Origin of the sequence: Nocardioides sp. LMS-CY (genome assembly GCF_018732145.1) — a bacterium.
In the GTDB taxonomy this organism is placed as follows: domain Bacteria; phylum Actinomycetota; class Actinomycetes; order Propionibacteriales; family Nocardioidaceae; genus Nocardioides; species Nocardioides soli.
Genome location: NZ_CP076104.1, coordinates 4370571 through 4394585 on the forward strand (window position 1 = coordinate 4370571; position 24015 = coordinate 4394585).

The 24015-nt window shown below is 73.9% G+C and carries 20 protein-coding genes and 2 pseudogenes; 13 read left to right on the forward strand and 9 right to left on the reverse strand.

Going from position 1 to position 24015, the window contains the following annotated elements; all coding sequences use genetic code 11:
- Positions 1–5 precede the first annotated feature (5 nt).
- Positions 6–1478, forward strand: coding sequence for a dihydroorotase (locus KM427_RS20700; RefSeq protein ID WP_215525152.1), 1473 nt, complete (start codon positions 6–8; stop codon positions 1476–1478).
- Between the two features lie 157 nt (positions 1479–1635).
- Here the strand turns inward: KM427_RS20700 and KM427_RS20705 are convergent, their stop codons facing one another.
- A complete protein-coding gene (locus KM427_RS20705) occupies positions 1636–2481 on the reverse strand; it encodes an HpcH/HpaI aldolase/citrate lyase family protein (RefSeq protein ID WP_215525153.1) in 846 nt (281 codons plus the stop codon).
- 106 nt (positions 2482–2587) lie between these two features.
- Between KM427_RS20705 and KM427_RS20710 the strand changes: the two genes are divergently transcribed.
- The gene (locus tag KM427_RS20710; RefSeq protein WP_215525154.1) at positions 2588–3994 is read left to right on the forward strand and encodes an FAD-dependent oxidoreductase; all 1407 of its coding nucleotides are present in this window, start codon (positions 2588–2590) and stop codon (positions 3992–3994) included.
- Between the two features lie 10 nt (positions 3995–4004).
- On the opposite strand, the gene KM427_RS20715 is transcribed toward KM427_RS20710, so the two are convergent.
- Positions 4005–4472 carry a nucleoside deaminase gene (locus tag KM427_RS20715; RefSeq protein WP_215525155.1) on the reverse strand — a complete coding sequence of 156 codons (468 nt, stop codon included), beginning with the start codon at positions 4470–4472 and terminating at the stop codon, positions 4005–4007.
- A 402-nt stretch (positions 4473–4874) separates the two neighbouring features.
- Here KM427_RS20715 and gdhA point away from each other — a divergent pair, with 402 nt between their 5' ends.
- From gdhA to KM427_RS20740, 5 genes are all read left to right on the forward strand, one after another.
- A complete protein-coding gene (gdhA, locus tag KM427_RS20720) occupies positions 4875–6221 on the forward strand; it encodes an NADP-specific glutamate dehydrogenase (protein ID WP_183591687.1) in 1347 nt (448 codons plus the stop codon).
- A 103-nt stretch (positions 6222–6324) separates the two neighbouring features.
- A complete protein-coding gene (locus KM427_RS20725) occupies positions 6325–6480 on the forward strand; it encodes a hypothetical protein (protein ID WP_183591688.1) in 156 nt (51 codons plus the stop codon).
- An 84-nt stretch (positions 6481–6564) separates the two neighbouring features.
- A complete protein-coding gene (locus tag KM427_RS20730) occupies positions 6565–6882 on the forward strand; it encodes a TraR/DksA C4-type zinc finger protein (RefSeq protein ID WP_215525156.1) in 318 nt (105 codons plus the stop codon).
- A 65-nt stretch (positions 6883–6947) separates the two neighbouring features.
- The gene (locus KM427_RS20735) at positions 6948–7373 is read left to right on the forward strand and encodes a TraR/DksA C4-type zinc finger protein (protein WP_215525157.1); all 426 of its coding nucleotides are present in this window, start codon (positions 6948–6950) and stop codon (positions 7371–7373) included.
- 21 nt (positions 7374–7394) lie between these two features.
- Positions 7395–7709 carry a TraR/DksA family transcriptional regulator gene (locus KM427_RS20740; RefSeq protein ID WP_183591691.1) on the forward strand — a complete coding sequence of 105 codons (315 nt, stop codon included), beginning with the start codon at positions 7395–7397 and terminating at the stop codon, positions 7707–7709.
- On the opposite strand, the gene KM427_RS20745 is transcribed toward KM427_RS20740, so the two are convergent.
- Positions 7647–8414 carry a MarR family winged helix-turn-helix transcriptional regulator gene (locus KM427_RS20745; RefSeq protein WP_502887161.1) on the reverse strand — a complete coding sequence of 256 codons (768 nt, stop codon included), beginning with the start codon at positions 8412–8414 and terminating at the stop codon, positions 7647–7649. The genes KM427_RS20740 and KM427_RS20745 overlap by 63 nt on opposite strands.
- Here KM427_RS20745 and KM427_RS20750 point away from each other — a divergent pair.
- Genes KM427_RS20750 through KM427_RS20770 form a run of 5 tightly spaced genes read left to right on the forward strand, consistent with a single transcriptional unit; the run spans position 8314 to position 16939 of the window.
- A complete protein-coding gene (locus tag KM427_RS20750) occupies positions 8314–10080 on the forward strand; it encodes a glycoside hydrolase family 15 protein (RefSeq protein WP_215525159.1) in 1767 nt (588 codons plus the stop codon). The two genes, KM427_RS20745 and KM427_RS20750, sit on opposite strands and share 101 nt — an antisense overlap.
- A complete protein-coding gene (locus KM427_RS20755) occupies positions 10077–11090 on the forward strand; it encodes an SDR family oxidoreductase (protein ID WP_215525160.1) in 1014 nt (337 codons plus the stop codon). Before KM427_RS20750 ends, KM427_RS20755 begins: the two co-directional genes overlap by 4 nt.
- Positions 11087–14038, forward strand: coding sequence for an FAD-binding and (Fe-S)-binding domain-containing protein (locus tag KM427_RS20760; RefSeq protein ID WP_252274719.1), 2952 nt, complete (start codon positions 11087–11089; stop codon positions 14036–14038). The genes KM427_RS20755 and KM427_RS20760 overlap by 4 nt, the downstream gene beginning before the upstream one ends.
- Before the next feature lie 25 nt (positions 14039–14063).
- Positions 14064–15842: a thiamine pyrophosphate-requiring protein gene (locus tag KM427_RS20765; RefSeq protein ID WP_215525161.1), complete on the forward strand. Its 1779-nt coding sequence runs from the start codon at positions 14064–14066 to the stop codon at positions 15840–15842.
- Complete coding sequence (locus tag KM427_RS20770) at positions 15839–16939, forward strand: enolase C-terminal domain-like protein (protein WP_215525162.1); 1101 nt, start codon at positions 15839–15841, stop codon at positions 16937–16939. Before KM427_RS20765 ends, KM427_RS20770 begins: the two co-directional genes overlap by 4 nt.
- 17 nt (positions 16940–16956) lie before the next feature.
- Here KM427_RS20770 and KM427_RS20775 read toward each other — a convergent pair whose 3' ends face one another.
- From KM427_RS20775 to KM427_RS20785, 3 genes are read right to left on the reverse strand one after another with little or no spacing between them, the layout of a single operon-like run.
- A complete protein-coding gene (locus KM427_RS20775) occupies positions 16957–19587 on the reverse strand; it encodes a multicopper oxidase domain-containing protein (protein ID WP_215525163.1) in 2631 nt (876 codons plus the stop codon).
- Positions 19584–20690, reverse strand: coding sequence for a DUF8744 domain-containing protein (locus tag KM427_RS20780; RefSeq protein ID WP_215525164.1), 1107 nt, complete (start codon positions 20688–20690; stop codon positions 19584–19586). Before KM427_RS20780 ends, KM427_RS20775 begins: the two co-directional genes overlap by 4 nt.
- The gene (locus tag KM427_RS20785) at positions 20687–21391 is read right to left on the reverse strand and encodes a helix-turn-helix transcriptional regulator (RefSeq protein WP_215525165.1); all 705 of its coding nucleotides are present in this window, start codon (positions 21389–21391) and stop codon (positions 20687–20689) included. The genes KM427_RS20780 and KM427_RS20785 overlap by 4 nt, the downstream gene beginning before the upstream one ends.
- Before the next feature lie 65 nt (positions 21392–21456).
- On the opposite strand from KM427_RS20785, the gene KM427_RS20790 reads away from it, so the two are divergent.
- Complete coding sequence (locus tag KM427_RS20790) at positions 21457–21750, forward strand: DUF2249 domain-containing protein (protein ID WP_183591700.1); 294 nt, start codon at positions 21457–21459, stop codon at positions 21748–21750.
- A gap of 36 nt (positions 21751–21786) precedes the next feature.
- Here the strand turns inward: KM427_RS20790 and KM427_RS20795 are convergent, their stop codons facing one another.
- From KM427_RS20795 to KM427_RS20800, 3 genes and pseudogenes are all read right to left on the reverse strand, one after another.
- Complete coding sequence (locus KM427_RS20795) at positions 21787–23097, reverse strand: PAS domain S-box protein (protein WP_215525166.1); 1311 nt, start codon at positions 23095–23097, stop codon at positions 21787–21789.
- A gap of 9 nt (positions 23098–23106) precedes the next feature.
- Positions 23107–23205 (reverse strand): annotated as a pseudogene (locus KM427_RS25870) (hypothetical protein); the annotation flags it as partial.
- A gap of 34 nt (positions 23206–23239) precedes the next feature.
- Positions 23240–23956: pseudogene (locus KM427_RS20800) on the reverse strand (sigma-70 family RNA polymerase sigma factor); the annotation flags it as partial.
- Positions 23957–24015 lie beyond the last annotated feature (59 nt).

Below are 24015 nucleotides of genomic sequence, written 5' to 3' on the forward strand. Positions count from 1 at the left end.
CCTCCATGACCGACTTCGATCTCGTCATCTCGAACGCCACCGTCGTCCGCGCGGGCCAGAGCTCCCCGGAGCGGCTCGACATCGCCGTCAAGGACGGACAGTTCGCGCTCGTCGAGCCGGACATCGATCCGGCGCGGGCGGCCCGCACGCTCGACGCGCGCGGCCGGCACCTGTTCCCCGGCGTGGTGGACGTCCACCAGCACTGGGGCATCTACAACCCGCTGAGCACCGACGCGGACACCGAGAGCCAGGCCGCCGCCCAGGGTGGCGTGACCTCGGGCATCACCTACATCCGCACCGGCGCCTACTACCTGAACCGCACCGGCCCGTACCGCAAGGTCTTCCCGGAGATCCTGGACGCAGTGGAGGGACGGTCCTACGTGGACTACGCCTTCCACGTCGCGCCGATCCTGCGCGAGCACATCGACGAGATCCCGATGCTCATCGAGGACTTCGGCGTGGCCTCGTTCAAGGTCTTCATGTTCTACGGCAGCCACGGGCTGCACGGACGCTCCAGCGACCAGGGCTCATTCCTGATGCTGCCGGAGGGCGAGGCCTACGACCTGGCCCACTTCGAGTTCGTGATGCGCGGGATCGAGGCGGCCCGGCAGGACCCGCGCTTCGCCGCCGACCGCGACCACATCTCGCTGTCCCTGCACTGCGAGACGGCCGAGATCATGCGCGCCTACACCCGGCTGGTCGAGGAGGACGGCACCCTGACCGGGCTCGAGGCCTACTCCGCGTCCCGTCCGCCGCACTCGGAGGGGCTGGCGATCGCCATCGCCTCCTACCTCGCCCATGAGACCGAACTGCCCAACATCAACCTGCTCCACCTCACCAGCCGCAAGGCGATGGAGTCGGCGATGCTGATGCAGCAGACCTTCCCCCACATCGCCTTCCGCCGCGAGGTCACCGTCGGCCACCTGCTCGCCGACTTCCACACCGCCGCGCCCGGAGGCAAGGTCAACCCACCGCTGCGCTCGCGCGAGGACGTCGAGGCGCTGTGGGAGCACGTGCTCGCCGGCGACGTGGACTGGGTCTGCTCCGACCACGCCTGCTGCCGCGACGAGGCGAAGTTCGGCGAGCCCCGCGAGGACGTCTTCCTGGCCAAGTCCGGCTTCGGCGGCGCGGAGTACCTGCTGCCCGGAATGATCAGCGAGGGCCGCAAGCGCGGCCTGTCCTACAACCGGATCGCCGAGCTGGTCGCGCGCAACCCGGCGCAGCGCTACGGCCTGTCGCACAAGGGAGACGTGGCGGTCGGATACGACGCCGACTTCTGCCTGGTCGACGACGACGTCGAGTACGTCGTGCGTGCCGAGGACTCGCTCTCCACCCAGGAGTACACGCCCTTCGAGGGCTTCACCCTGACCGCCCGGGTGACCGACACCTACCTGCGCGGCGAGGCCGTGCTCACCGACGGCGCGATGACCGGGGCGCCGCGCGGGCGGTACCAGCGCCGCGCGGGCCGCGCCGACTAGATGAGTAATTCCAAGGGATCGTGCAAGCGAGCGGCGCTCAGCGCCGCGCTGGCCAGGCGCCGGCGCGACGACAGGCTGGATGTCTCTCGAGCGCTGGCAACGCAGCCAGCGTGGATGCTGAGCGTCGCGTAGCGTGCGAGACCTTGGAATTAGTCATCTAGTGCGACGGCTGCCGGGAGAGGGTGCGCCGGGCCTGGCGGACGACGGCGGCGTCGATCAGCCGGCCCTCGCCGTCGACCGCCACCCCCTGCCCGGCCTCCTCGAAGCGGGCGACGACCTCGGCGGCCGAGGCCAGCTCCTCGGCCGTCGGGGTCAGCACCCGGTGGATCACCGCAACCTGTCCGGGGTGGATCGCGGTGCGGGATCCGAACCCGAGCTCGTGCAGCAGCCTGGTGGTGTCCGCGAACTCGTCCAGCTCGCGGAACCGGGTCGAGGTCGGGGCGATCGGGGCTCTCAGCCCCGCGGCCGCGCACTGCACCACTACCTGGGTGCGCAGGGCGTCGATCGCCTCGGCGGTCCGCTCGGAGGCGACGATCCCGAGGTCGGCCAGCAGGTCCACCTCCCCGATGCCCAGGGTGAGCAGGCGCGGGTGCCGGACCAGCTGCGCCAGAGCGGCGTAGGTCGCTGCGGACTCGACCAGGCCCACGACGCTCGTCCCGGAGGCCGCGGCCCCGATGCCGCGCAGGATCGCGTCGGCCTCGTCGAGCGCCGCGAGCGAGACCTTCGCCAGCACCACCCCGGCGGCGCCGGACTCCGCGACCGGGCGCAGGTCCTCGGCGAGACTCGTCGGGTCCAGACGCACCCACCAGCGGTCCGGCTCCTCGACCGTGGGCAGCCAGGCCGTCACCTCGGCGCGCGCCGCGGCCCGGCCGGCGACCGGCACCGCGTCCTCGAGGTCCAGGATGACGGCGTCGGCGTCGCTCACCTGGGCCTTGGCGAACAGGTCCGGTCGGTCGCCGGGAACGTACAGGAACGACCGAGGGAAGGCGGGGACGTGTCGCATCGGGACTCCTCGGCGGGAACGCGTGTTCCGGTCAGCGGTATGCAGGTCCGCTCAGCGTACCTTTCGGCGCGGCCGGCCGCCCACCTCGCTCCCGAAGGGGGACGTCATGGATGAGCCTCGGGTCGAGGACGCCGACGACGAGCGGGTCGACCTCGTGGTGGCCGGCGCGGGAGGCGGCCTGGTCGCCGCGCTGCGGGCGGCCGAGCTGGGGCTCTCGGTCCTGGTCGTGGACCGGAGCGAGCACTTCGCGCTCGGCAACAACACGTCGATGTCGACGGCGATGATCCCCGGCGCCGGCAGCCGCTGGCAGCGGGCGGCCGGCGTCGCGGACGACGCCGGCCGGTTCCTGGACGACGTCCGCCGCAAGACCGGCGGCTCCGCCGACCCGAGGGTCGCCGCGACGCTGGCCGGGGTGAGCGCACGGCTGGTGGAGTGGCTGGCCGACCACGCGGGCCTGGACCTGGACCTGGTCACCGACTTCGACTACCCCGGCCACTCGGTGTGGCGCTGCCACACGGTCCCCGACCGCAGCGGGCGCACGATGCTGGCCACGCTCCTCGCCGCGGTCCGACGCCGCCCGGAGATCGACCTGATGGCGCCCGCCGAGCTCGTGGACGTCGAGCACGACGGGCGGCTGCGCGGCGTGACGCTGCGCACCCCCCACGGCACGGAGTCCGTGCCCGCCCGGGCACTGCTGCTGGCCACGAACGGCTTCGCCGGCGACCCGGACCTGGTGCGCCGGCACCTGCCGGAGATGGCCGGCGCGCTCTACCACGGCAGCGAGGGGTCCACGGGCGACGCCCTGCGGCTGGGCGGCGCGCTCGGGGCGGCGGTGGCGCAGCTCGACGCCTACCAGGGCCATGCCGCCGTCGCGATGCCCGGCGCGACGCTCGCCGGCTGGGCCACGGTGATGCACGGCGGCTTCCTCGTCGACCGGGCGGGCGCCAGGTTCGGCGACGAGACGACGGGCTACTCCGAGTACGCCAGCGTGGTGCTGGACCGGGCCGGCGGCGAGGCCTGGATCGTCGTGGATCGACGGATCCACGAGGCCTGCCTGGCATTCCGCGACTACCAGGAGACCGTCGCGACCGGCGCGGTCCGGTGGGGCGACTCCCCCGCCGAGCTCGCCGAGCGGACCGGGATCGACCCGCAGGGGCTGGCCGCCACGGTCGCCGAGACCGGCCTGGTCGCGCGCGGCGAGCGCCCCGACCGCTTCGGCCGCACCCACTGGGAGGCGCCACTCGCCGGCGCGCTGGCCGCGATCTCGGTCCGGCCCGCCCTCTTCCACACCCAGGGCGGCCTCTCGATCGACGAGCATGCGCGGGTGCTGCGGCCCGACGGCAGCCCGGTGGCCGGCGTGTACGCCGCCGGCGGAGCGGCGGTCGGCATGTCCGGCGCCGGGGCCGGGGGCTACCTCGCCGGCAACGGGCTGCTCGCCGCCCTGGGCCTCTCGCTGCTGGCCGCAGAGCATGCCGCCGGCACGGCCGGCGAGGGCGGCGCCGACCCGGACTGAGGGGCGCCGGTCAGGGCTGGGCGGTCGCCCACGAGAAGATCGGCTGCGCCGCCTCGGGCACGTCGCCCTGCCGGGCGTACCCGCCGGCGGCGGCGGTCCAGGCCGCGTGCAGCCGCAAGGACTCCTCGGAGAAGGGCCAGCCGGCGACGGCCGCCTCGGCGGACGAGACCGCGAACACCATCGCCGCGACGCCGACGGCCTTGGCGAGCGCCTGGCACATCACGCAGGGCTCACCGCTGGCGTAGACCACGGCATCGTCGAGTCGCAGCGTGCCGCGCTCCCGGCATGCCGCGCGGATCGCCTCGGCCTCGGCGTGTGCGACCGGGTCGCCGCTCGACGTCGTGGTGTTCACGCCCTCGGCGAGGACCTGGCCGTCGAGCACGACCAGCGCGCCGAAGGGCCGGCCGCCGCCGCGTACGTTCGCCGCGGCGAGCTCGACCGCGCGGCGCAGGAGGAGGTGCTCGGTGTCGGTGTTCACGGGGCCGCAGCCTAGTCCGAGAATGGCGGTGTGCCGTGCGGTCGTTGCCGGGCCCTCCGGTCGCGGTCGCAGACGTCCCGGCAGCTCCTTGTGCAGAAGCCCATCGTGACACTGTCGTGCTCCTTCGAGCGGTACCGCTCGGCGGCGCCGCCACGACGTGATCAGCGGCGGCGGGCCGTGCCGTCGAGACCGAGTGCTGCGAGACCTTCTTCCCGGCCGACCCGGCCGACAGCGGCTGTGATCGGGGCCTTGTCTCTCGCCGGGCCGCGCGCCGCGCCGCACACATCACACCGCTGACCGTGAGACCCGGCAGGTCTGACGCCCGGTGACCGCCTAGGATTCGCGAGGTCAAGGGCCTTCGGCGTTGCAGGCTCCGGAACGAACCGATCGCAAGGAGCACCCGTGTCCGTCCTCGACGAGAAGCTGCAAGACGTCTACGACGAGCTGCTGCGCCGCAACCCCGGCGAGCGTGAGTTCCACCAGGCGGCACACGAGGTGCTCGACTCGCTCGGCCCGGTCATCGCCAAGCACCCCCAGTACGTCGACGCCGCGATCATCCCGCGGCTGTGCGAGCCCGAGCGGCAGATCATCTTCCGCGTGCCGTGGGTCGACGACCGCGGCGACGTGCAGATCAACCGCGGCTTCCGCGTGGAGTTCAACTCCGCCCTCGGGCCGTACAAGGGCGGGCTGCGCTTCCACCCCTCGGTCAACCTCGGCATCGTGAAGTTCCTCGGCTTCGAGCAGATCTTCAAGAACTCCCTGACCGGGCTGCCGATCGGCGGCGGCAAGGGCGGCTCCGACTTCGACCCGAAGGGTCGCTCGGACCACGAGATCATGCGGTTCTGCCAGTCGTTCATGACCGAGCTCTACCGGCACATCGGCGAGTACACCGACGTGCCGGCCGGCGACATCGGCGTCGGCGGACGCGAGATCGGCTACCTGTTCGGCCAGTACAAGCGGATCACGAACCGCTACGAGTCCGGCGTGCTGACCGGCAAGGGCCTGACCTGGGGCGGCTCGCAGGTCCGCACCGAGGCCACCGGCTACGGCACCGTCTTCTTCGTCGACGAGATCCTCAAGACCCGCGGCGAGAGCCTGGACGGGAAGACCGCCGTGGTCTCCGGGTCCGGCAACGTCGCGATCTACGCCATCGAGAAGCTGCAGCGGCTGGGCGCGGTCGTCGTCGCCTGCTCCGACTCCACCGGCTACGTCCACGACGAGAAGGGCATCGACCTCGACCTCCTGAAGGAGATCAAGGAGGGGCGCCGGGCCCGCATCTCCGCCTACGCGGAGGAGCGCGCGGGCGCCGACTACGTCGAGGGCCGGTCGATCTGGAACGTCCCCTGCGACATCGCGCTGCCGTGCGCGACGCAGAACGAACTGAACGGCACCGACGCCACCGCCCTGGTGCGCAACGGCTGCTCGGTGGTCGCCGAGGGCGCGAACATGCCCTGCACCCCCGAGGCGGTGCGCCGCTTCAGCGAGGCCGGCATCGCGTTCGCGCCGGGCAAGGCGGCGAACGCCGGCGGCGTGGCCACCAGCGCCCTGGAGATGCAGCAGAACGCCTCGCGCGACTCGTGGTCCTTCGACTACACCGAGCGTCGTCTCGCCGACATCATGCGCAAGATCCACGACCGCTGCCTGGCGACCGCCGACGAGTACGGCCAGCCCGGCAACTACCTCGCCGGCGCCAACATCGCCGGCTTCACCCAGGTCGCCGACGCGATGCTCGCGCTCGGCGTCATCTGATCACCGGCCGGTCGACTCCGACCAGCCGGGCCGAGCACCGGGGGTCCCCAGGGGTGCCGCCTTCCGCGGCGCATTCCTCGACCCCCGGTGCTATGGTCCGAACATGGCACCCATCCGCAAGGCGCACACGACGACGGCCGGTCCGTCGCACGTGCCCTCCGGTGCCGCCCTGCTCGCTCTCGAGCTGAGTGAGATCGCCCGCGGCATGCGTGGTCTCGACATCCTCCGCCGGAGCGTCGATCGCGCTCCGCCCGCCTGACCTGTCGCTCATCCCACCCCCGGCACGCGGACTCGTCCCGACGAGTTCGCGGCTTTTGCTTATCCGGACGACAGGACAGGACCAATGCGTGCTTCCACTCGGCTCGCCGCACACCCGAACGACCAGCTCAGCCAGCAGAGCATCGAGCACCTCACCGCCCTCCTCACCGAGGCGGCGCAGGCCCGTCGGGCCCAGCTGAAGGACCTCCCCCAGGACTCCAGCCCGGTCGCCACGATGCACCGGACCAGCGTCACGCGGATCCTCGACTCGATCATCGCCGCCCAGGAACGGCTCGAGGCCGGCACCTACGGCCTCTGCTCCCGCTGTGAGCAGTACATCGACGACCGGTCGCTGGAGCTGCGGCCGTGGACGACGATCTGCGACCGCTGCATCCGCCGCTGAGCCCGGCTCGACGGCACCATCCACACCACCCCACCGGGATCGACGTTCGACCCCTGGAGGCCTCCATGACCCAGCAACTCGCCGCCCCCGCTCCCGCCGGGCGGTTCGCCGCACGGACCACTCGTACCGCCGACGCCACGCGTGAGCAGGCGGCCGCCTTCGCGGTGCTCCAGCCACCGAGGGGCTCCTCGCTGACCCGCTTCGACGACACCGTCGCCCTGCCGACCGACACCCCGCGACGACTGGAGGAGATCCTCCGCGCGCTCGGCCGCGCGTTGCGCCGGATGCCTCCGCTGGCCGAGCTCAGCCACCGCTCGCTGGCCCGCCAGGCCCAGCTGCAGCGCGTCGCACGCGAGGCCGCGCAGGCCCGCGCGCGTCTGGCGGCGGGCACCTACGGCACCTGCACCGACTGCTCCGGACCGATCGCGCTCTCGGCCCTGCGCGAGAAGCCCTGGACGCCACGGTGCGTCTACTGCGCGCTCGACATCTAGCCACCTCATCAGGAGGACCACGTGAACACGCCCACTCCCACCGCCACCACGGACTCGCTCACCACCGCGACCCTGGCCCAGCTCGGCCAGGCCCTCGGCGAGGCCGCCGCCAACCGGCTCGACCAGATCGAACGGCTCCCCCTCGCGGAGGACGACCAGGTCGCCGCCGTCCAGCGCTCCGCGCTCCGGCAGACGCTGGGCGAGATCACCGCCGCCCAGCAGCGGATCGCCGACGGCACCTTCGGACGCTGTACGTCGTGCGGTGAGCCGATCTCACTGGAGCGCCTCGAGTTCCGGCCGTGGTCGGCCACCTGCGTCGCCTGCGCCGGTCGCTGAGCGGCCGAGTGACGGCCACTCGTCCTGGCCGGTCTCCTGCGCCGCCTCGTTGAACCCACGGAGCGCGGCGACCACGACGGCGGTGTCCTCCGGAGACATCCGGTCGACGACGCGGCGGACGTCGGCGCGCCGCCGCTCGGTGACCGCGTCCAGCAGCTGACGCCCGGGGCCGGAGACCTCGACGCGCACCACCCGACCGTCGTCGGGCGAGCGCCGCCGCGACAGCAGGCCGAGACGCTGCAGGCGGTCGCAGTGCCGGCTCGCGTTGGACGGGTTCACCCCCAGGCATTCGGCGATCTCGCCGACGCTCTGGGGACCGTGCGCGGCCAGGAGCACCAGCAGGCGGTGTTGGGCGACGGTGACATCGGTGGGCGCGGCCCCGATCGAGTGCACGGCGATGCCGACCAGCGCCCGACTGGCTGTCAGGAGCTCCTCGACGAGCTCCTCGACCGGCTCGCCGGCCGCCGTTCCGTCCCGCACCCCACCGCCCTCGTCCCGTGGCCCACCGAAACCTCGTCGCGTCAGGACATATTTGCGCTGGCGCATGGATACCGGCCAGCGTACCGCCACCGCGCGTGGAGACGCCTCGACCGGAGAGGGAGCCGTGAGCCGCTGGACGCCACCGGAGACCTTGCGGCAGTACGCGCTGCTCGCCGACGGCGAACGCGGCGCGCTGGTCGGGCCGCGCGGCGACGTCGCGTTCATGTGCGCCCCGGCCTGGGCCGACGGCGCGGTGTTCGCCTCCCTCCTCGGCGGCCTGGGGTCCTACGCCGTCACCCCGGCCGATCCCCGGTACGTCTGGGGCGGTCACTACGAGCCGGACACGCTGATCTGGCGCGCCCGCTGGGTGACCACGGGCTCCGTCGTCGAGTCGCGCGAGGCCCTGGCCTTCCCCGGCGAGCGCGACCGGGTCGTCCTGCTGCGCCGGGTCGAGGCCGGCCGGGAGGGCGCACGAGTGCGGGTGCTGCTGGAGTGCCGAGCGGACTTCGGCGACTCTCCGATGGCCGTGGCTCGCCGGGCAGGCGGCTGCTGGGAGGGCCGCACCGGCGGACTCGCCTTCCGCTGGTCCGGGGCCACCGACGGCGCCCGGGTCGACGACGGGCGGCTCGCCCTCGACCTGGTCGTGCCGGCCGGGCAGTCCCGGGACCTCGTCCTCGAGCTCGGCGCACGCCTTCCGGCGGAGCCGCCGGACCCGACGACCACCTGGCGGCGCACCGAGGAGGCGTGGCGGGATGCCGCTCCGGACCTGACCGGCTCGGCGGCCCCGGGGGACGCCCGGCACTCCTGGGCGGTGCTGCGCGGCCTGACCTCCCGACAGGGCGGCATGGTCGCGGCGGCGACCACGTCACTGCCCGAGCGCGCCGACCGGGGCCGCAACTACGACTACCGCTACGCCTGGATCCGCGACCAGTGCTACGCCGGCCAGGCCGCGGCGGCCGTCGGCGCGCACGACCTGCTCAACGCCGGGGTCCGGTTCGTCGCGGACCGGCTGCTCGCGGACGGACCCGACCTGCGGCCGGCGTACACCGTGGCGGGCGGACCGGTGCCCGGCGAGCGGGAGCTCGACCTGCCCGGCTATCCCGGCGCGCCCGTGCGGGTCGGCAACCACGTCAACGACCAGTTCCAGCTGGACGTGTTCGGCGAGGCACTGCTGCTGCTCGCGGCCGCCGACCGGGCCGGTCGCCTCGATCGCGACGCGCGGGAGGCGATCACCGTGGCCGTGCAGGCGATCGAGAAGCGGCACGCCGAGTCCGATGCCGGCATCTGGGAGCTCGGCGAACGGCGCTGGGCCCATTCGCGGCTGATGTGCGCGGCGGGACTGCGCGCCGTGGGGCGCGCCGAGCCGGCCGACCGGCTGGTGTCGTCGGTCGACCGCGACTGCCGCCATCCGAGCGGGCGGTGGCAGCGCTCCCCCGACGACCCGCTGGTCGACACGGCCCTGCTGCTGCCGGGCATCCGAGGCGCGGTGCCCGGCGATGACCCACGCCAGGTCGCGACGTTCCGGGCGGTCGTCGAGGACCTGGCCGACGACGGCTACGTCTACCGCTTCCGGCACGATCCGGACGCACCGCTCCACCAGGCCGAGGGGGCGTTCGTGCTCTCCGGCTTCCACCTCGCCCTCGCCAGCCTGCGGCTGGGCCAGGTCACCGACGCGGTGCGGTGGTTCGAGCGCAACCGCGGCGCGCTGGGCCCGCCCGGCCTCTTCGCCGAGGAGTACGACGTGGTGCAGCGCCAGCTGCGCGGCAACCTCCCCCAGGCGTTCGTGCACGCCGCGCTGCTGGAGACGGCCCAGGAGCTGGGCCAGGAGCTGGGCCAGGAGCTGGGCCGCGCCGGCGTCAGCACCGACGGGTTCGAGGCGAGCGACCGATGACCTTGCGCCCATCGAGGACCGTCGTCGTCACCGGTGCGTCCGCAGGCGTCGGACGAGCCGTCGCACGCGCGTTCGCCTCCCGGGGCGACGACGTCGCACTGCTCGCTCGCGGTCGCACCGGCCTCGAGGCCGTCGCCGCCGAGGCTCGGGCGACCGGCGTGCGCGCGCTACCCCTCGAGGTCGACGTCGCCGACGCCGCCGCCGTCGAGGCGGCCGGCGACCGGGTCGAGGCCGAGCTCGGCCGGATCGACGTCTGGGTGAACGTCGCGTTCACCTCGGTCTTCGCGCGGTTCGTGGACATCGAGCCCGAGGAGTTCCGGCGGGTCACCGAGGTCAGCTACCTCGGCTACGTGCACGGCACCCGGACGGCGCTGCGCCGGATGCTGCCTCGCGACCGGGGCACGATCGTCCAGGTCGGCTCGACCCTCGCCTACCGGGGCATCCCGCTGCAGTCGGCGTACTGCGGCGCCAAGCACGCCATCCAGGGCTTCCACGAGGCCCTGCGGACCGAGCTCCTCCACGAGCGCAGCAACGTGCGGGTCACGATGGTGCAGCTGCCCGCGGTGAACACGCCGCAGTTCGGCTGGGTACTGTCGCGGCTGCCCCGAGAGCCGCGGCCCGTGCCGCCGATCTACCAGCCCGAGGTCGCCGCTCGCGCCGTCGTGTACGCCGCGGACCACCCGGGGCGCCGGGAGTACTGGGTCGGCGAGACGACGACCGCCACCCTGCTCGCGAACGCCGTCGCACCCGGACTGCTCGACCGCTACCTCGCGCGCACCGGCTTCGACTCCCAGCAGACCCGCCGGCCACGAGACCCCGACCGACCGGAGAACCTCTGGCGGCCCGCCGACGGCCCGGAGGGCACCGACCACGGCGCGCACGGATCCTTCGACGCCCGGTCCCACCGGCTCTCCCCCCAGGTCTGGGCATCCCAGCACCACGGACTGCTCGTCACCGGAGGGGTCGGACTCCTCGCCGCGGCGCTCGCCTGGAGGGAACGGCGCCGATGACCGATCTGCGACGGGCCGCACGGCTGCTGCGCGAGCGGGTCGACGGCGAGGTGCGCTTCGACGCCGGCAGCCGCGCGGCGTACTCGACGGACGCCTCGAACTTCCGGCAGGTGCCGCTCGGCGTGGTGATCCCGCGCACTATCGACGCGGCGGTCGACACCGTCGCGGTCTGCCACGAGCTGGGGTTGCCGATCGTCCCGCGCGGAGGCGGGACGAGCCTGGCCGGCCAGTGCACCAACGAGGCCGTCGTCATCGACTTCACCAAGCACTGCCATCGACTCCTCTCCGTCGACGCCGACAGGCGGCGCTGCGTCGTGGAGCCCGGCATCGTGCTCGACGACCTCAACCGGCAACTGGCGCCGACCGGCCTGCGCTTCGGGCCCGAGCCGGCCACCCACCCCAACTGCACGCTCGGCGGCATGATCGGCAACAACTCCTGCGGAGCGACAGCCCAGCGCACCGGCAAGGTGGTCGACAACGTCGTCTCCCTCGACGTGCTGCTGCACGACGGCACCCGGTTCCGCGCCGCCAGGCTCTCCGAGCACGAGTACGACGCGGTCGCCGGGCGGACCGACCGGGTCGGCGAGATCCACCGGGCGCTGCGGCGGCTGCGCGACCAGCACGGCGACCTGATCCGGACGCGCTACCCGCGGATCCCGCGTCGCGTGAGCGGCTACAACCTCGACTCGCTGCTGCCCGAGCACGGCTTCGACGTCGCGGGCCTGCTGGTCGGCAGCGAGGCGACCCTCGTGACCGTGCTGGCCGCCGAGCTCGACCTGGTGCCGGTCGTGCGGGCCCGCACCCTCGTGGTGCTGGGCTTCGGCAGCATCGGCGAGGCCGCGGACGCCGTGCCGCACATCGTCGAGCACGAGCCGATCGCCCTCGAGGGCGTCGACCACTACCTGATCCGCGATCAGCAGGTGAAGGGCATGAACCCCGACGCGCTCGCCGAGCTACCCGAGGGCACCGGCTACCTCCTGGTGCAGATGGGCGGCGAGGACGCCGACGAGGCGGACCGCCGCGCGGAGCAGATGCTCCGAGCTCTCGGCACGACCGACCACGCGCCCGACGTCGCGTTCTACGACGACCCGGCCCGCGAGCACGAGCTCTGGCAGGTCCGCGAGTCCGGCCTCGGCGCCACCGCGCACGTGCCCGGCAAACCGGACACGTTCGAGGGATGGGAGGACTCCGCCGTGCCGGTCGACCGGCTCGGCGACTACCTGCGGGACCTGCGCGTGCTCTACGAGGAGTTCGGCTACGCCGGCGACACCGGCCCCAGCCTCTACGGCCACTTCGGCCAGGGCTGCGTGCACACCCGGGTCCCGTTCGACCTCTACTCGACCGAGGGTGTGGCGGCATACCGCCGATTCCTGGAGCGCGCCGCCGATCTCGTCGTGTCGTACGGCGGCTCGCTGTCGGGCGAGCACGGCGACGGGCAGACCCGCGGCGAGCTGCTGCCGAGGATGTTCGGCGACGAGGTGGTCGGGCTCTTCGAGGTCGTCAAGGGCCTCTTCGACCCCGACGACCTGATGAATCCGGGCAAGGTCGTCCACCCGGCCGGCCTCGACGAGCACCTCCGACTGGCCGGCCGCTGGGCGCCGAAGCGCCTGCGGCCACTGACCTTCGGGTTCCCCGACGACGGTCACTCGTTCGCCCAGGCCGCCAACCGGTGCGTCGGCGTCGGCAAGTGCCGTCAGCTCACCCACGACGGCGGATCGGTGATGTGCCCGTCGTACCAGGTCACCCGGGAGGAGGAGCACTCCACGCGCGGCCGCGCCCGGCTGCTCTTCGAGATGCTCGACGGGCACGGCGACGGGCCGATCACCGACGGCTGGCGCTCCACCGAGGTTCGGGACGCCCTCGACCTGTGCCTGGCCTGCAAGGGGTGCAAGTCGGACTGCCCGGCCGACGTCGACATGGCGACCTACAAGGCGGAGTTCCTCCACCACCACTACCGCCATCGGCTGCGGCCCCGCGCCGACTACGCCACCGGCTTCCTGCCCTCCGCCGCCATGGTGATCGACCGCCTGCGGCTCGCGCCGGCGGTCAACCGGCTCGCCTCGGTGCCGGCGCTGCGCAGGATCGGCACCCGGGCGGCCGGCCTGGAGGACCGCGAGGTGCCGCGCTTCGCCCCGCAGACCCTGCAGCGCTGGCTGCGCACGCACCGCCCGGCGCGCGAGGCCGGCCGCCGCGGGACCGTGCTGCTGTGGCCGGACACCTTCACCAACCACTTCCATCCCGAGGTCGGCGTCGCGGCGGTGGGGGTGCTGGAGTCGGCAGGGTGGGGCGTGACGATGCCGAGTCGCCCCGTGTGCTGCGGGTTGACGTGGCTCTCCACGGGACAGCTCGACGTCGCCCGGGCCCGGGTGCGCCACACGCTGCGCGAGCTCGCCGCGCACGTGCGCGACGGAGGTCTCGTCGTGGGTCTGGAGCCGAGCTGCACCACCGTGCTGCGCTCGGACGCGGTCGAGCTGATGCCCGACGACCTCGACGCGCGCCGGGTCCGCGATCACACGGTCACCCTCGCCGAGCTGCTCACCGGGCACACCGAGGGCTGGACGCCGCCGGTCGCGCCGGCCGGGGTGAGTGCCCTCGCGCAGGTGCACTGCCACCAGCACGCCGTACTCGGCTGGGACGCCGACCGCGACCTCCTCGAACGCACCGGGATCGAGGTCGAGCGGCTGGAGTCGGGCTGCTGCGGGCTGGCCGGGAACTTCGGGTTCACCGCCGGTCACGGCGCGGTGAGTGAGGCCTGCGCCGAGCAGGTGCTGTTGCCGCGACTGCGGGCGGCCGAGCCGGGGACGGTCGTGCTGGCCGACGGCTTCTCGTGCCGCACCCAGATCCACGAGCTGGACAGCGGTGGTCGCGAGGCGATCCACCTGGCCCAGCTGCTCGACAACCTGAGCGCCGAACGCCCGCCCGGGTACCGGACGACCACCGACCCGTGACGCCGACCCTCGAAGGGAGCACCACATGACCACCACCGTGGCCGACCAACTGCTGACCCGCCTGCGCGAATGGGGCGTCGAGCAGGTCTTCGGCTATCCCGGCGACGGCATCAACGGCATCCTCGGTGCGTTCTCCCGCGCCGACGACCAACCGCGGTTCATCCAGTCGCGGCACGAGGAGATGAGCGCCTTCGAGGCCGTCGGGTACGCCAAGTTCGGCGACCGGCCGGGCGTGTGCATGGCGACCTCCGGCCCGGGTGCGATCCATCTGCTCAACGGCCTCTACGACGCCAAGCTCGACCACGTGCCCGTCGTCGCGATCGTCGGCCAGACCAACCGCACCGCGATGGGCGGCAGCTACCAGCAGGAGGTGGACCTGCTCAGCCTGTTCAAGGACGTCGCCAGCGACTACGTGCAGATGGTGACCGTGCCCGAGCAACTGCCCAACGTGCTCGACCGCGCCTTCCGCGTCGCCCTGAGCCGCCGGGCGCCGACCGCGCTGATCATCCCCAACGACGTGCAGGAGCTCGAGTACGCCGCACCGCAGCACGCCTTCAAGATGGTGCCCTCCAGCCTCGGGCTCACCTGGCCGACCGTCGCCGCCGACGACGACGGCCTGCGGCGCGCAGCCGAGGTGCTCAACTCCGGCACCAAGGTCGCCATGCTCGTCGGCCAGGGTGCCCGGGGCGCCCGCGCCGAGGTCGAGCAGGTCGCCGAGCTGCTGGGCGCCGGGGTGGCCAAGGCCCTGCTCGGCAAGGACGTGCTCAGCGACGAGCTGCCGTACGTCACCGGCTCGATCGGGCTGCTCGGCACCCGGCCCAGCTACGAGATGATGCGCGACTGCGACACCCTGCTCACCGTCGGGTCGAGCTTCCCCTACACCCAGTTCCTGCCCGGCCTCGACCAGGCCCGCGGCGTCCAGATCGACCTCGACGGCTCGATGATCGGCATGCGCTACCCCTACGAGGTCAACCTGGTCGGCGACGCCGCCGCCACACTGCGCGCGCTGGTCCCGCTCCTGGAGCGCAAGGAGGACCGCGGCTGGCACGACGACATCTGCTCGCAGGTCGCCGAGTGGTGGGAGACGATGGAGCGCGAGGCGCAGGTCGAGGCCGACCCCGTCAACCCGATGCGGATCTTCCACGACTTCTCGAAGGTCGCGCCGGCCGACGCGATCATCACCTCCGACAGCGGCTCGGCCGCCAACTGGTACGCCCGCCAGGTCCGGATGCGGGGCTCCATGCGCGGCTCGCTCTCCGGCACCCTCGCCACGATGGGGCCGGCGGTCCCCGACGCGATCGGCGCCAAGTTCGCCCATCCCGGCCGACCGGCGATCGCCTTCGAGGGCGACGGCGCGATGCAGATGAACGGGCTCGCGGAGCTGCTCACGATCTCGCGCTACTGGCGCGAGTGGGACGACCCGCGCCTGGTGGTGGTCGTGCTGCACAACAACGACCTCAACCAGGTCACCTGGGAGCTGCGTGCCATGGGCGGCACGCCGACGTTCGTCGAGTCCCAGGCGCTGCCGGACGTCTCGTACGCCGACTTCGCCCGCTCCGCGGGCCTCGGCGCCACCACCATCACCGCTCCGGACCAGCTCGCGGAGGCGTGGGCGGCGGCGCTGGCCGCGGACCGGCCGCACGTCCTCGACGTGCACTGCGACCCCGACGTGCCACCGATCCCGCCGCACGCGACGCTCGAGCAGGTGTCCGACCTGGCCCGAGCGCTGATCAAGGGCGACACCAGCCGGTGGGGGGTGCTCAAGGAGGGGCTGAAGACCAAGGCGCAGGAGCTCCTCTCGTGACCGATCGGGAGCCGTCCATCTCATCGGTCGAGGCGCGCGCCTACACGGTGCCGACCGACCGGCCCGAGGCCGACGGCACCCTCGTCTGGGACGCGACGACGATGGTCGCCGTCGAGGTGCGCGCCGCCGGCGAGGTCGGCACCGGCTGGACCTACGCCCCCGCCGCGGCCGCGCGCGTGGTGGCCGACCTGCTCGCGCCGGTGCTGGTCGGCCACCGCTCGCCGCTCGCCCCCGCCGACGCTCAGGCGGCGCTGGTGCGGGCGGTGCGCAACGCGGGCCGCGGCGGTCTGGTCGGCATGGCGATCTCCGCCGTTGACATCGCCGTGTGGGACCTCGGGGCTCGGCTGCTCGGAGTCCCGCTGACCCGGTGGTTCGGCTCGGCCGCCCGGCCGGTGCCGGTCTACGGCAGCGGCGGGTTCACGACGTACGACGACGACCAGCTCGCCATGGAGCTCGAGGGGTGGGTGACCCGTGGGCTGCGGGCGGTGAAGATCAAGATCGGCGAGTCCTGGGGCACCCGAGGCGACCGCGACCTGCACCGCGTCGAGCTCGCCAGGTCGGTCGTCGGCGACGACGTCGGGCTCTTCATCGACGCCAACGGCGCATACGACCTCGGCCGGGCCCGGCGGGTCGGGCGCCGGCTGGACGAACTGGGAGTGCGCTGGTTCGAGGAGCCCGTCAGCTCGGAGGACCTGCGCGGGCTCGCCCTGCTCCGAGACACCCTCGACCTCGACGTCGCCGCGGGCGAGTACGCGCACGATCTCGCCTACGCCCAGCGGATGGCACCGGTGGTCGACTGCCTCCAGGTCGACGTCACCCGCTGCGGGGGCTACACCGAGTGGCGGCGCATCGCCGCCGCGGCGGCGGCGCTCGGCGTCGACGTCTCCGCGCACTGCGCGCCCTACCTCACCGCACCGGTCGCCGCCGCCACGCCCGGGCTGCGGCACCTGGAGTGGTTCCACGACCACGTGCGGATCGTGCGCGAGCTCGTCGACGGCTACGCCGCGCCGATCGACGGCGCGCTGCGCCCGGCCGACGTTCCCGGCCACGGCCTGCGGCTGCGCGGCGAGCGGGCGGCCAAGTACCGCGTCGGCTGACGACCTCACTCGACCGGCTACCGCTCCCCGGTCACCTCGATGATCCCGTGCGCGCCACGCTCGGCGTCGACCATCACGTGGGAGACGAACGGGTAGTGGCCGGGCTCGGGGAGCTCGAGCTCGACGAACCCGCCCTGGGCCGGGGCCAGCGCCAGCGCCTGCGCGCCACCGACGCCGGTCGGTCCGCCGTCGCGCAGCAGGTAGGCGCCCTCGGCCCAGGTGGTCGAGAACTGGCCGCCGACGACGTGGAACGACGTCGCGCGGTTCGGCCCGGCGTCCAGGATCCAGATCCGCACCCGGTCGCCGGCCGCGACCCGCAGCGGGTCGTGGTCGTACTGGTTGGCGTACCCGTTGAACACGACGGCGTCCGGCTCCTCGGCCAGCACCTTGTCGGCGTCGACGGTGCCACCCTGCGGCCCGTAGTAGTTCTCGCCCTGCACGAGCAGGAAGCTGCGGTCGACCGGCCCCAGGTCGCGCGGCTCGATCACCACGGCGCCGTACATGCCGTTGGCGATGTGCACCGACATCGGCATGGTCGAGCAGTGGTACATCCAGATGCCGGCCCGCTCGGCGGTGAACCGGTAGGTCAGCGACTCCCCCGGCGCGATCGTGCGCATCGGCCGGTCCGGCGCGAGGGCGCCGGCGTGGAAGTCGATGGAGTGGCCGATGGTCCCGTCGTTGACCAGCGTCACGACGAAGCGGTCGCCGACCCGTCCGTGGAGCACCGGGCCGGGCGCACTGCCGTTGTAGGTCCACAGCCGTTGGGTGACCCCGGGCGCCACCTCCCGCTCGACCTCGCTGACCGTGAGGGTCAGCCGGTGGGTCTGCGGTCTCGTGCCGTGCAGCGGCGGCAGCTCGGGATCGCGGGCCCGGAAGCCCGGCTCCGGCTCCGCCATCGGGTCGTACGCCGCGTCGTCGCCCTGGTCGCCGGACATGTCGTGGCCGGACATGTCGTGCCCGGACATGTCGTCGCCGGACGAGCCGGCCCGGTCGGCCGCCCCGGCACCCGTGACCCGCACGGTCAGGGTCATCCCCATCTGCCGGTGGCCGACCACCGAGCACCAGCCGTCGAGGTCCCGGCCGACGACGCCGACGTCGACCCGCGCGGTCTCCCCGCCCGCGAGCCGGCCGGAGTCGGCCCCGGTCTCGAGGACGAGGTCGTGCACGTCGGTGTCGGTGTTCACGACCTCGATCACCAGCCGATCCCCTGCGGGCACCTCGATCTCGTCGGGCGTGAAGCGCATGTCGGCCGCCTCGACGCGCACGGTCGTCGTGTGCCCGGTGGGGACGACGCCGTCGGCCGCGGAAGCGACCCGGCCGGTGCTGAGCGCGACCGGGTCGACGGCGACACCGGCGGCGACCGCGAGCACCACCACCGCCGTGCCGGCCACCGCGGAGCCCAGCGCCCGGCGCCGCCGCATCGGGGCCTCCGCCGGCTCCGGCACCGGCGGCCCGTCGCCGTCGCGGCGGGCCCGGTGCGAGGCCCGGATCGCCAGCACCAGCAGCGGCAGCTCGGCGGCGAGCGCGAGCAGCACCACGAGCGAGCAGGCCACCCGGACCGCGCTCGGGGCGGGGAGCAGGCAGACGACGAGGCCGAGGTTCACCGCGGCGATCCGGAACGCGCCGCCGCGGTCCAGGACGGCCCCCGCGGCGCGCACCGCCTGGCCGCCGCCACCGAGCGCCATCGGCACCAGGTGGCCGAGCGCGCCGAGCAGCACCTGCGCGACGAAGCCGGCCGCGAGGTACGGCACGAGCGCCGTGAAGCGCTCGTGCACCAGGTGGGCGGCGCCGCCGAGCGCGAGGATCGCCGTCCACGCGACCAGACAGCCGAGCAGCCAGAGCAGGCCGGCGCCGAGCGACCACGTGGGATGACTCGCCGGTGGCTTGCGGCGAGCGGCTTCGAGCAGCGGCAGGCCGACGAGCACCGCGCCCGCGACGTACCCCGCCAGGCCCACGGCGGCGAGCTGCCACCGCCCCAGGAGGCAGCCCACGACGACGACAGCGACGCCGGCGAGCAGCACCGGGAGCGCCCGGCGCAGCGCGGCGTCCGAGCCGGTGCCGAGCCGGGTGCGCAGCATCGTCGGCCAGAGCGTGACGACGGTGCCGGTGACGGTGAGGCCGACCCACCCGAGCAGGTTCACCGCGACGTGCGCGAGCAGGACCCTGCCGTGCCACGGGTCCGCGAGCCCGCGGGCGAGCAGCACGCCGAGGGTCGCCCCGACGGGCAGCAGCGCGGCGGCCGCGACGTAGTAGCGGACGACGCCCGCGAACCGGGCCGGCAGCGCCCGCCGCAGCTGCCGGACGAGGCGTCCAGCGTGCCAGACGACCGCACCGGCGACCGCGCTCGCGCTCGCGCCCACCAGCGTGATCGGCCAGTGCGCGGCCTGGGTGCCGACCATGACGGCGAGCGCGCCGAGGTTGAGCAGCACCAGCAGCCGCGACTGCCGCGCCGAGGGCACGTGCAGCAGCGTGTCGGTGAAGTGCTGGCTCCACACGACGATCGAGTGGGTGACCGCGCCGAGCAGCAGCAGGTGCAGCAGCAGCCACCGCGGCTCGGGGATCACCGGGTGGGCGAACGCCACGACCGGGATCGCCAGCAGCCAGAGCAGCGCGGGCAGGTCACGCCAGGGCGAGAAGCCGCGGCTCATCGCCGGGCTCCGAGCACGCGCGAGGCGGCGACGACGACGAAGCCGAGCAGCGCCACGATGTTGAGGACGGCCCCGGCCCGCCAGGCGTACGGCGCGCCGAGCCCGTCGCCGAGCCAGATCCGTACGACCAGTGAGGCGTGCAGCAGCGCCACCGGCCCGTAGAGCACCGGGTGGTAGGCCAGGGGACGGCCGACCACCACCGGCAGGATCACCGGCGCGTGCGCCATCACCATCGAGATCGTGAAGCCCAGGAAGATCGCGTGCACCACCGTGTCGTAGCCGGCTCCGTCGACGACGCTGCCGGACGTCAGCCACACGGCCGCCGCGACGGCCGCCCACGCGTAGCCGGCCAGCATGCAGACCGCCATGTAGCGGGTCAGCCCGTCCGACCGGACGGTACGACGGGCGACGTCGTGGCTCGCGAGCCACACGACGAGCCCGGCCAGCGCCGCGCCCAGGGCGATCGGTCCGAAGCGTGGCAGCAGCAGCGCGGCGACGACACCCCCGGCCAGGCCGGCCGCCAGCAGCACCAGCACGACGCCGGCGTTCGGGCCCATCGCGAGCCGGGCGAGCTCGAGGCGCTCCCCGGCGATGGTGAGCACCGCGAACCCGACCAGCCACGGCAGCAGCACCGGCACCTCGACGCCGCCGGCCCACAGCGCCGCGGCGCCGACCGCGAGCGCGGCGCCGAGCGCCTGCACGAGCACGGCCTCGTCGGCCTGCCGTCGCCACAGCGGCACGTAGACCGCGACCAGCGCGACCGCCCCCGCGAGCAGCAGCAGCTGACCGACCCGCAGCGGCGCGGCGGTCAGGGTGAGGACGGCGCCCGCGCCGAGCAGGGCCGGGGCGGCGATCCCCCAGCGCGACCCCAGCGCGACCGCTCGCTCCAGGGCGATCAGGGTGCCCACGAAGCCCAGGACCAGCAGCATGCCGTGCACGTCGGGGAGCCGGTCGGCGGTCACCGGGGCCGGGAGGTCGAGCAGCAGCAGCGCGGCATCCAGGCCCGCGAGCAACGACAGCCCGGCCGGCACGAGCAGGACCAGCCGCCAGGGGGTCGGCCGGAGCCCGGTCCGCGACCCGGCCGGCGCCGCCAGGGCGGTCATCGTCGGGCCCCGAGCCGCAGCACGCAGGCGCCCGGCTCCGCGAACGGGAGCAGCTCGACGCCGTCGGTGGCGGCGCCGTAGGTCTCCAGCGCCCCCTCGGTGATGCCGAGGTGGACCGAGCAGACCACCTCGGGATGCTGGTGCGCGGCCTCCAGCAGCGGGCAGCGCGTCAGCCTCAGCTCCGTCGCGTCGTGGTCGGCCTCCGGTGCGAAGCCCATGTCGTCGAAGATCCCGGCGACGGTACGCCGGGCCGCCTCCTCGCCCTCCTGCTCGGGTGCGCCGGCGTCGTGCGCCAGCCGCCTGCCCCAGTCGACGCCGGCCCGGCGGGCCTCCTCGGCCGGCGTCGTGCTGGTGCGCACGATCACCGCCGCGAGGGCGGCCGCCAGGCCGGCGTACTCGGGACGTGGGTCGTCCTCGCTGTGCGGCGTGGCCTCGTAGAGCCAGCCGGGGCGGCCCCGGCCGGAGGGCGGGGCGCTCCGACGGCTGACCAGCCCGCTGCGCAGCAGCCCGTCGAGATGCTCGCGCACGGTGTTGGCGTGCAGCCCGGTCACCGCGACCAGGGCCGGGAGGCTGGTCGGCTCGGGCTGGGCCTGGAGGGTCTCGAGGAGCGCGGTCCGGGTCGGCGACAGCCGCCGCCCGCTCGGCGTCCGCGCGGGACGTGGGCCACGTCTCGCGACCGGATTATTTTCCACGGAGTTCATTGTGCCAAAATGTCCGCGACCGGTCACCTCGACCGGCTGTGACCTTCGAGACGACGGGAGTCGACATGACGCTGGGAGAGGACCTCGGGCTGACCGAGGCCACGGGCGGGTGCGGCTGCGGCGAGCACTCCACCGACCTGCCGGAGCTGGACGCGCGGGTGATCCCGCACGCGATCCGACACGCATCGATCAAGGGCGCCCTCGGCTCCCTGCAGCCGGGCGCCGGCATGGTGCTCGTGGCCTCGCACGACCCGGTACCGCTGCTGCGGCAAGTGGAGGACGAGGCGCCCGGAGCGTTCGCCGTCGAGTACGTCGAGCGCGGACCCGTCGACTGGCGGCTGAGGTTCACCCGCCGCTGAGCGTGGTCGGTCCCTCCTGACCGACGTACCCCCCGGTCAGGAGGGGTCGCGCAGGGTCGCGACGAACACCCGGCGGCCGTCGGCGACCGAGAGCACCTCGACGAGCATCTCGAGGATGATCTCGGTGCCGTCGGCGCGCACGAACGGCACCACGACCGGGGTGCCGATGAGCGGGTCGCGTCCGTGGGTCAGGTAGCGGGTGAACCCGGCCAGGTGGCCCTGGTGGAAGCGGACCGGGATCAGCGCCAGCAGTCGCCGGCCGACCAGGTCGTCGGGGCCGGCGTACCCGAGCAGTGCCAGCGCCGCGTCGCTGACGGCGATCACCCGGTCGGTGTCGTCGACCGCGACGACCGCGCGGACGGCCCGGTCGATCGGCGCGTGGTCCCAGTCGGCGGTGTCGACGCCCGAGCCCGGGGCGGGCAGCGACGCGGGCGAGGACCAGGGAACCGGTGCGGCGCCGGCGGTCTGGGACTCGACCTGCCCGCACAGCCAGCGACGCAGCGCGCGCAGCTCCGGCTGCATCGGGGCGGCCAGCAGCCGGTCGGTCTCGGCCATCGCGACCGCCGCGTCCAGTACCTGGTCCATGATCGCGAAGCTCGCCGCGGCGCCGGAGGGGAGGCGGAGCAGGCCCTCGGCGAGGGTCGCCGCCGGCTCGGCCACCGAGGTGAGCAGCCCCGCGACGTCGTCGAGCGTGTCCACCCCGCCCGGGAGCACCGGCGCCGGCACCTGCTCGTGCAGCAGCGCCAGCGCGGCACTGACGACCGCGTGCTCGGCGAGCGCCGCCGCCTCGTCGTCCTCGAGTCGGCTGAGCAGGTAGTCCCGCAGCAGCGTCTCGGCATGCTCGTGCCAGGCCAGGTGCATCAGGAGCGGCAGGTTGCGCAGTTCCACCGCCACGGACCCATCGACCTCGCGGTCCGCCTCCGGCCCGGGCGGGTCGGGGGCCCGGGCGGGTGCCGGCGGCACCGGATCGGCGGTGACGCGGGCCCACACGACCTTGCCGTCCGGCACCGGGCGCACGCCCCACGTCGCCGTGAGCTCGTGCACGAGACCGAGCCCACGTCCGGTGCCGGAGAGCGAGGCGAAGTCGCGCTCGGCCGGCATCGTCGAGGACCCGTCGGCGACCTCGATCAGCAGGCCGGTCTCGTCGACGTCCGCCGAGACCTCGATGACGGTGGCGGTGTGCAGCAGCGCGTTGGTGACGAGCTCGCTGACCACCAGCTCGGCGGCGTCGACGAGGTCGTCGGAGTCGGCGCGGAGCAGCAGCTCACGGACCAGCCGCCGCGCGGCGCCCGCACACTCGGGAACAGGGTCGAAACGCTGTCGCGCCACCGCCACGTGCCCACCCACGACCGCACCTTACCCAGGGTTCGGGTCACCTATCCCGCTTCGCGCCGGAACCTCAGGCAACACCCGTCGACGCGGCTCCGCCCAGGCGCTCGCGCATCTCGGAGAGGATGCGGGAGAGCAGCCGCGAGACCTGCATCTGCGTAACGCCGAGCTCGGCGCCGATCTCGGCCTGCGTGCGGTCCTCCACGAAGCGCAGGTAGAGGATCAGCCGGTCCCGCGGCTTCAGGTCCTTGGTCAGGGTCCGCAGGATGGTCCGGGCCTCGGCGGCGTCCCACTCGTTGAACTGGTCCTCGTCGACGAGGAGCTCGCCCCGGGCCTCGGCATGGTCGGCCTGGCCGACCGGGGCGTCGAGGGACACCGGCGCGAAGCAGCCCTGCGCCTCCTCCGCCCGGGTGACGTCCTCGACGGAGATGCCGAGGCGGTCGGCGATCTGCTCCGGGGTCTCGCGCGCCCCGCCGCTGCGCTTCGCGTCCTGGGCCAGCAGCGCCTGCACCTCCTGGACCCGGCGCGGTGGCCGCACCGCCCAGCCGTGGTCGCGGAAGTAGCGCTTGACCTCACCCGAGATCGTCGGCACGGCGTAGGTCAGGAAGTCCTCGGCCTTGTCGGGCTCGAAGCGGTTCGCGGCGCGCACCAGCGCGAGACACGCGACCTGCTCGAGGTCTTCGAGGGGGATGCCGCGGTTGCGGTAGCGCCGCGCGATCGAGCGCGCGACCTCGACGTTCGCGACGACCACCTCGTCGAGGAGCCGCTGCCGTTCGGCGCGGTCGGCGGTCTGTGCCTGCCCGAGCAACTGATTGGTCTGGTTCGATCGCGCCGTACGGTCGGGCGCCCGACGCGAGCCCTGCAGTGGAGCGCTCATGGAGAGGTGATGCCCGCAAGGACGGGCCCACCAAACACCGCACCCCTCACCCGGACGGG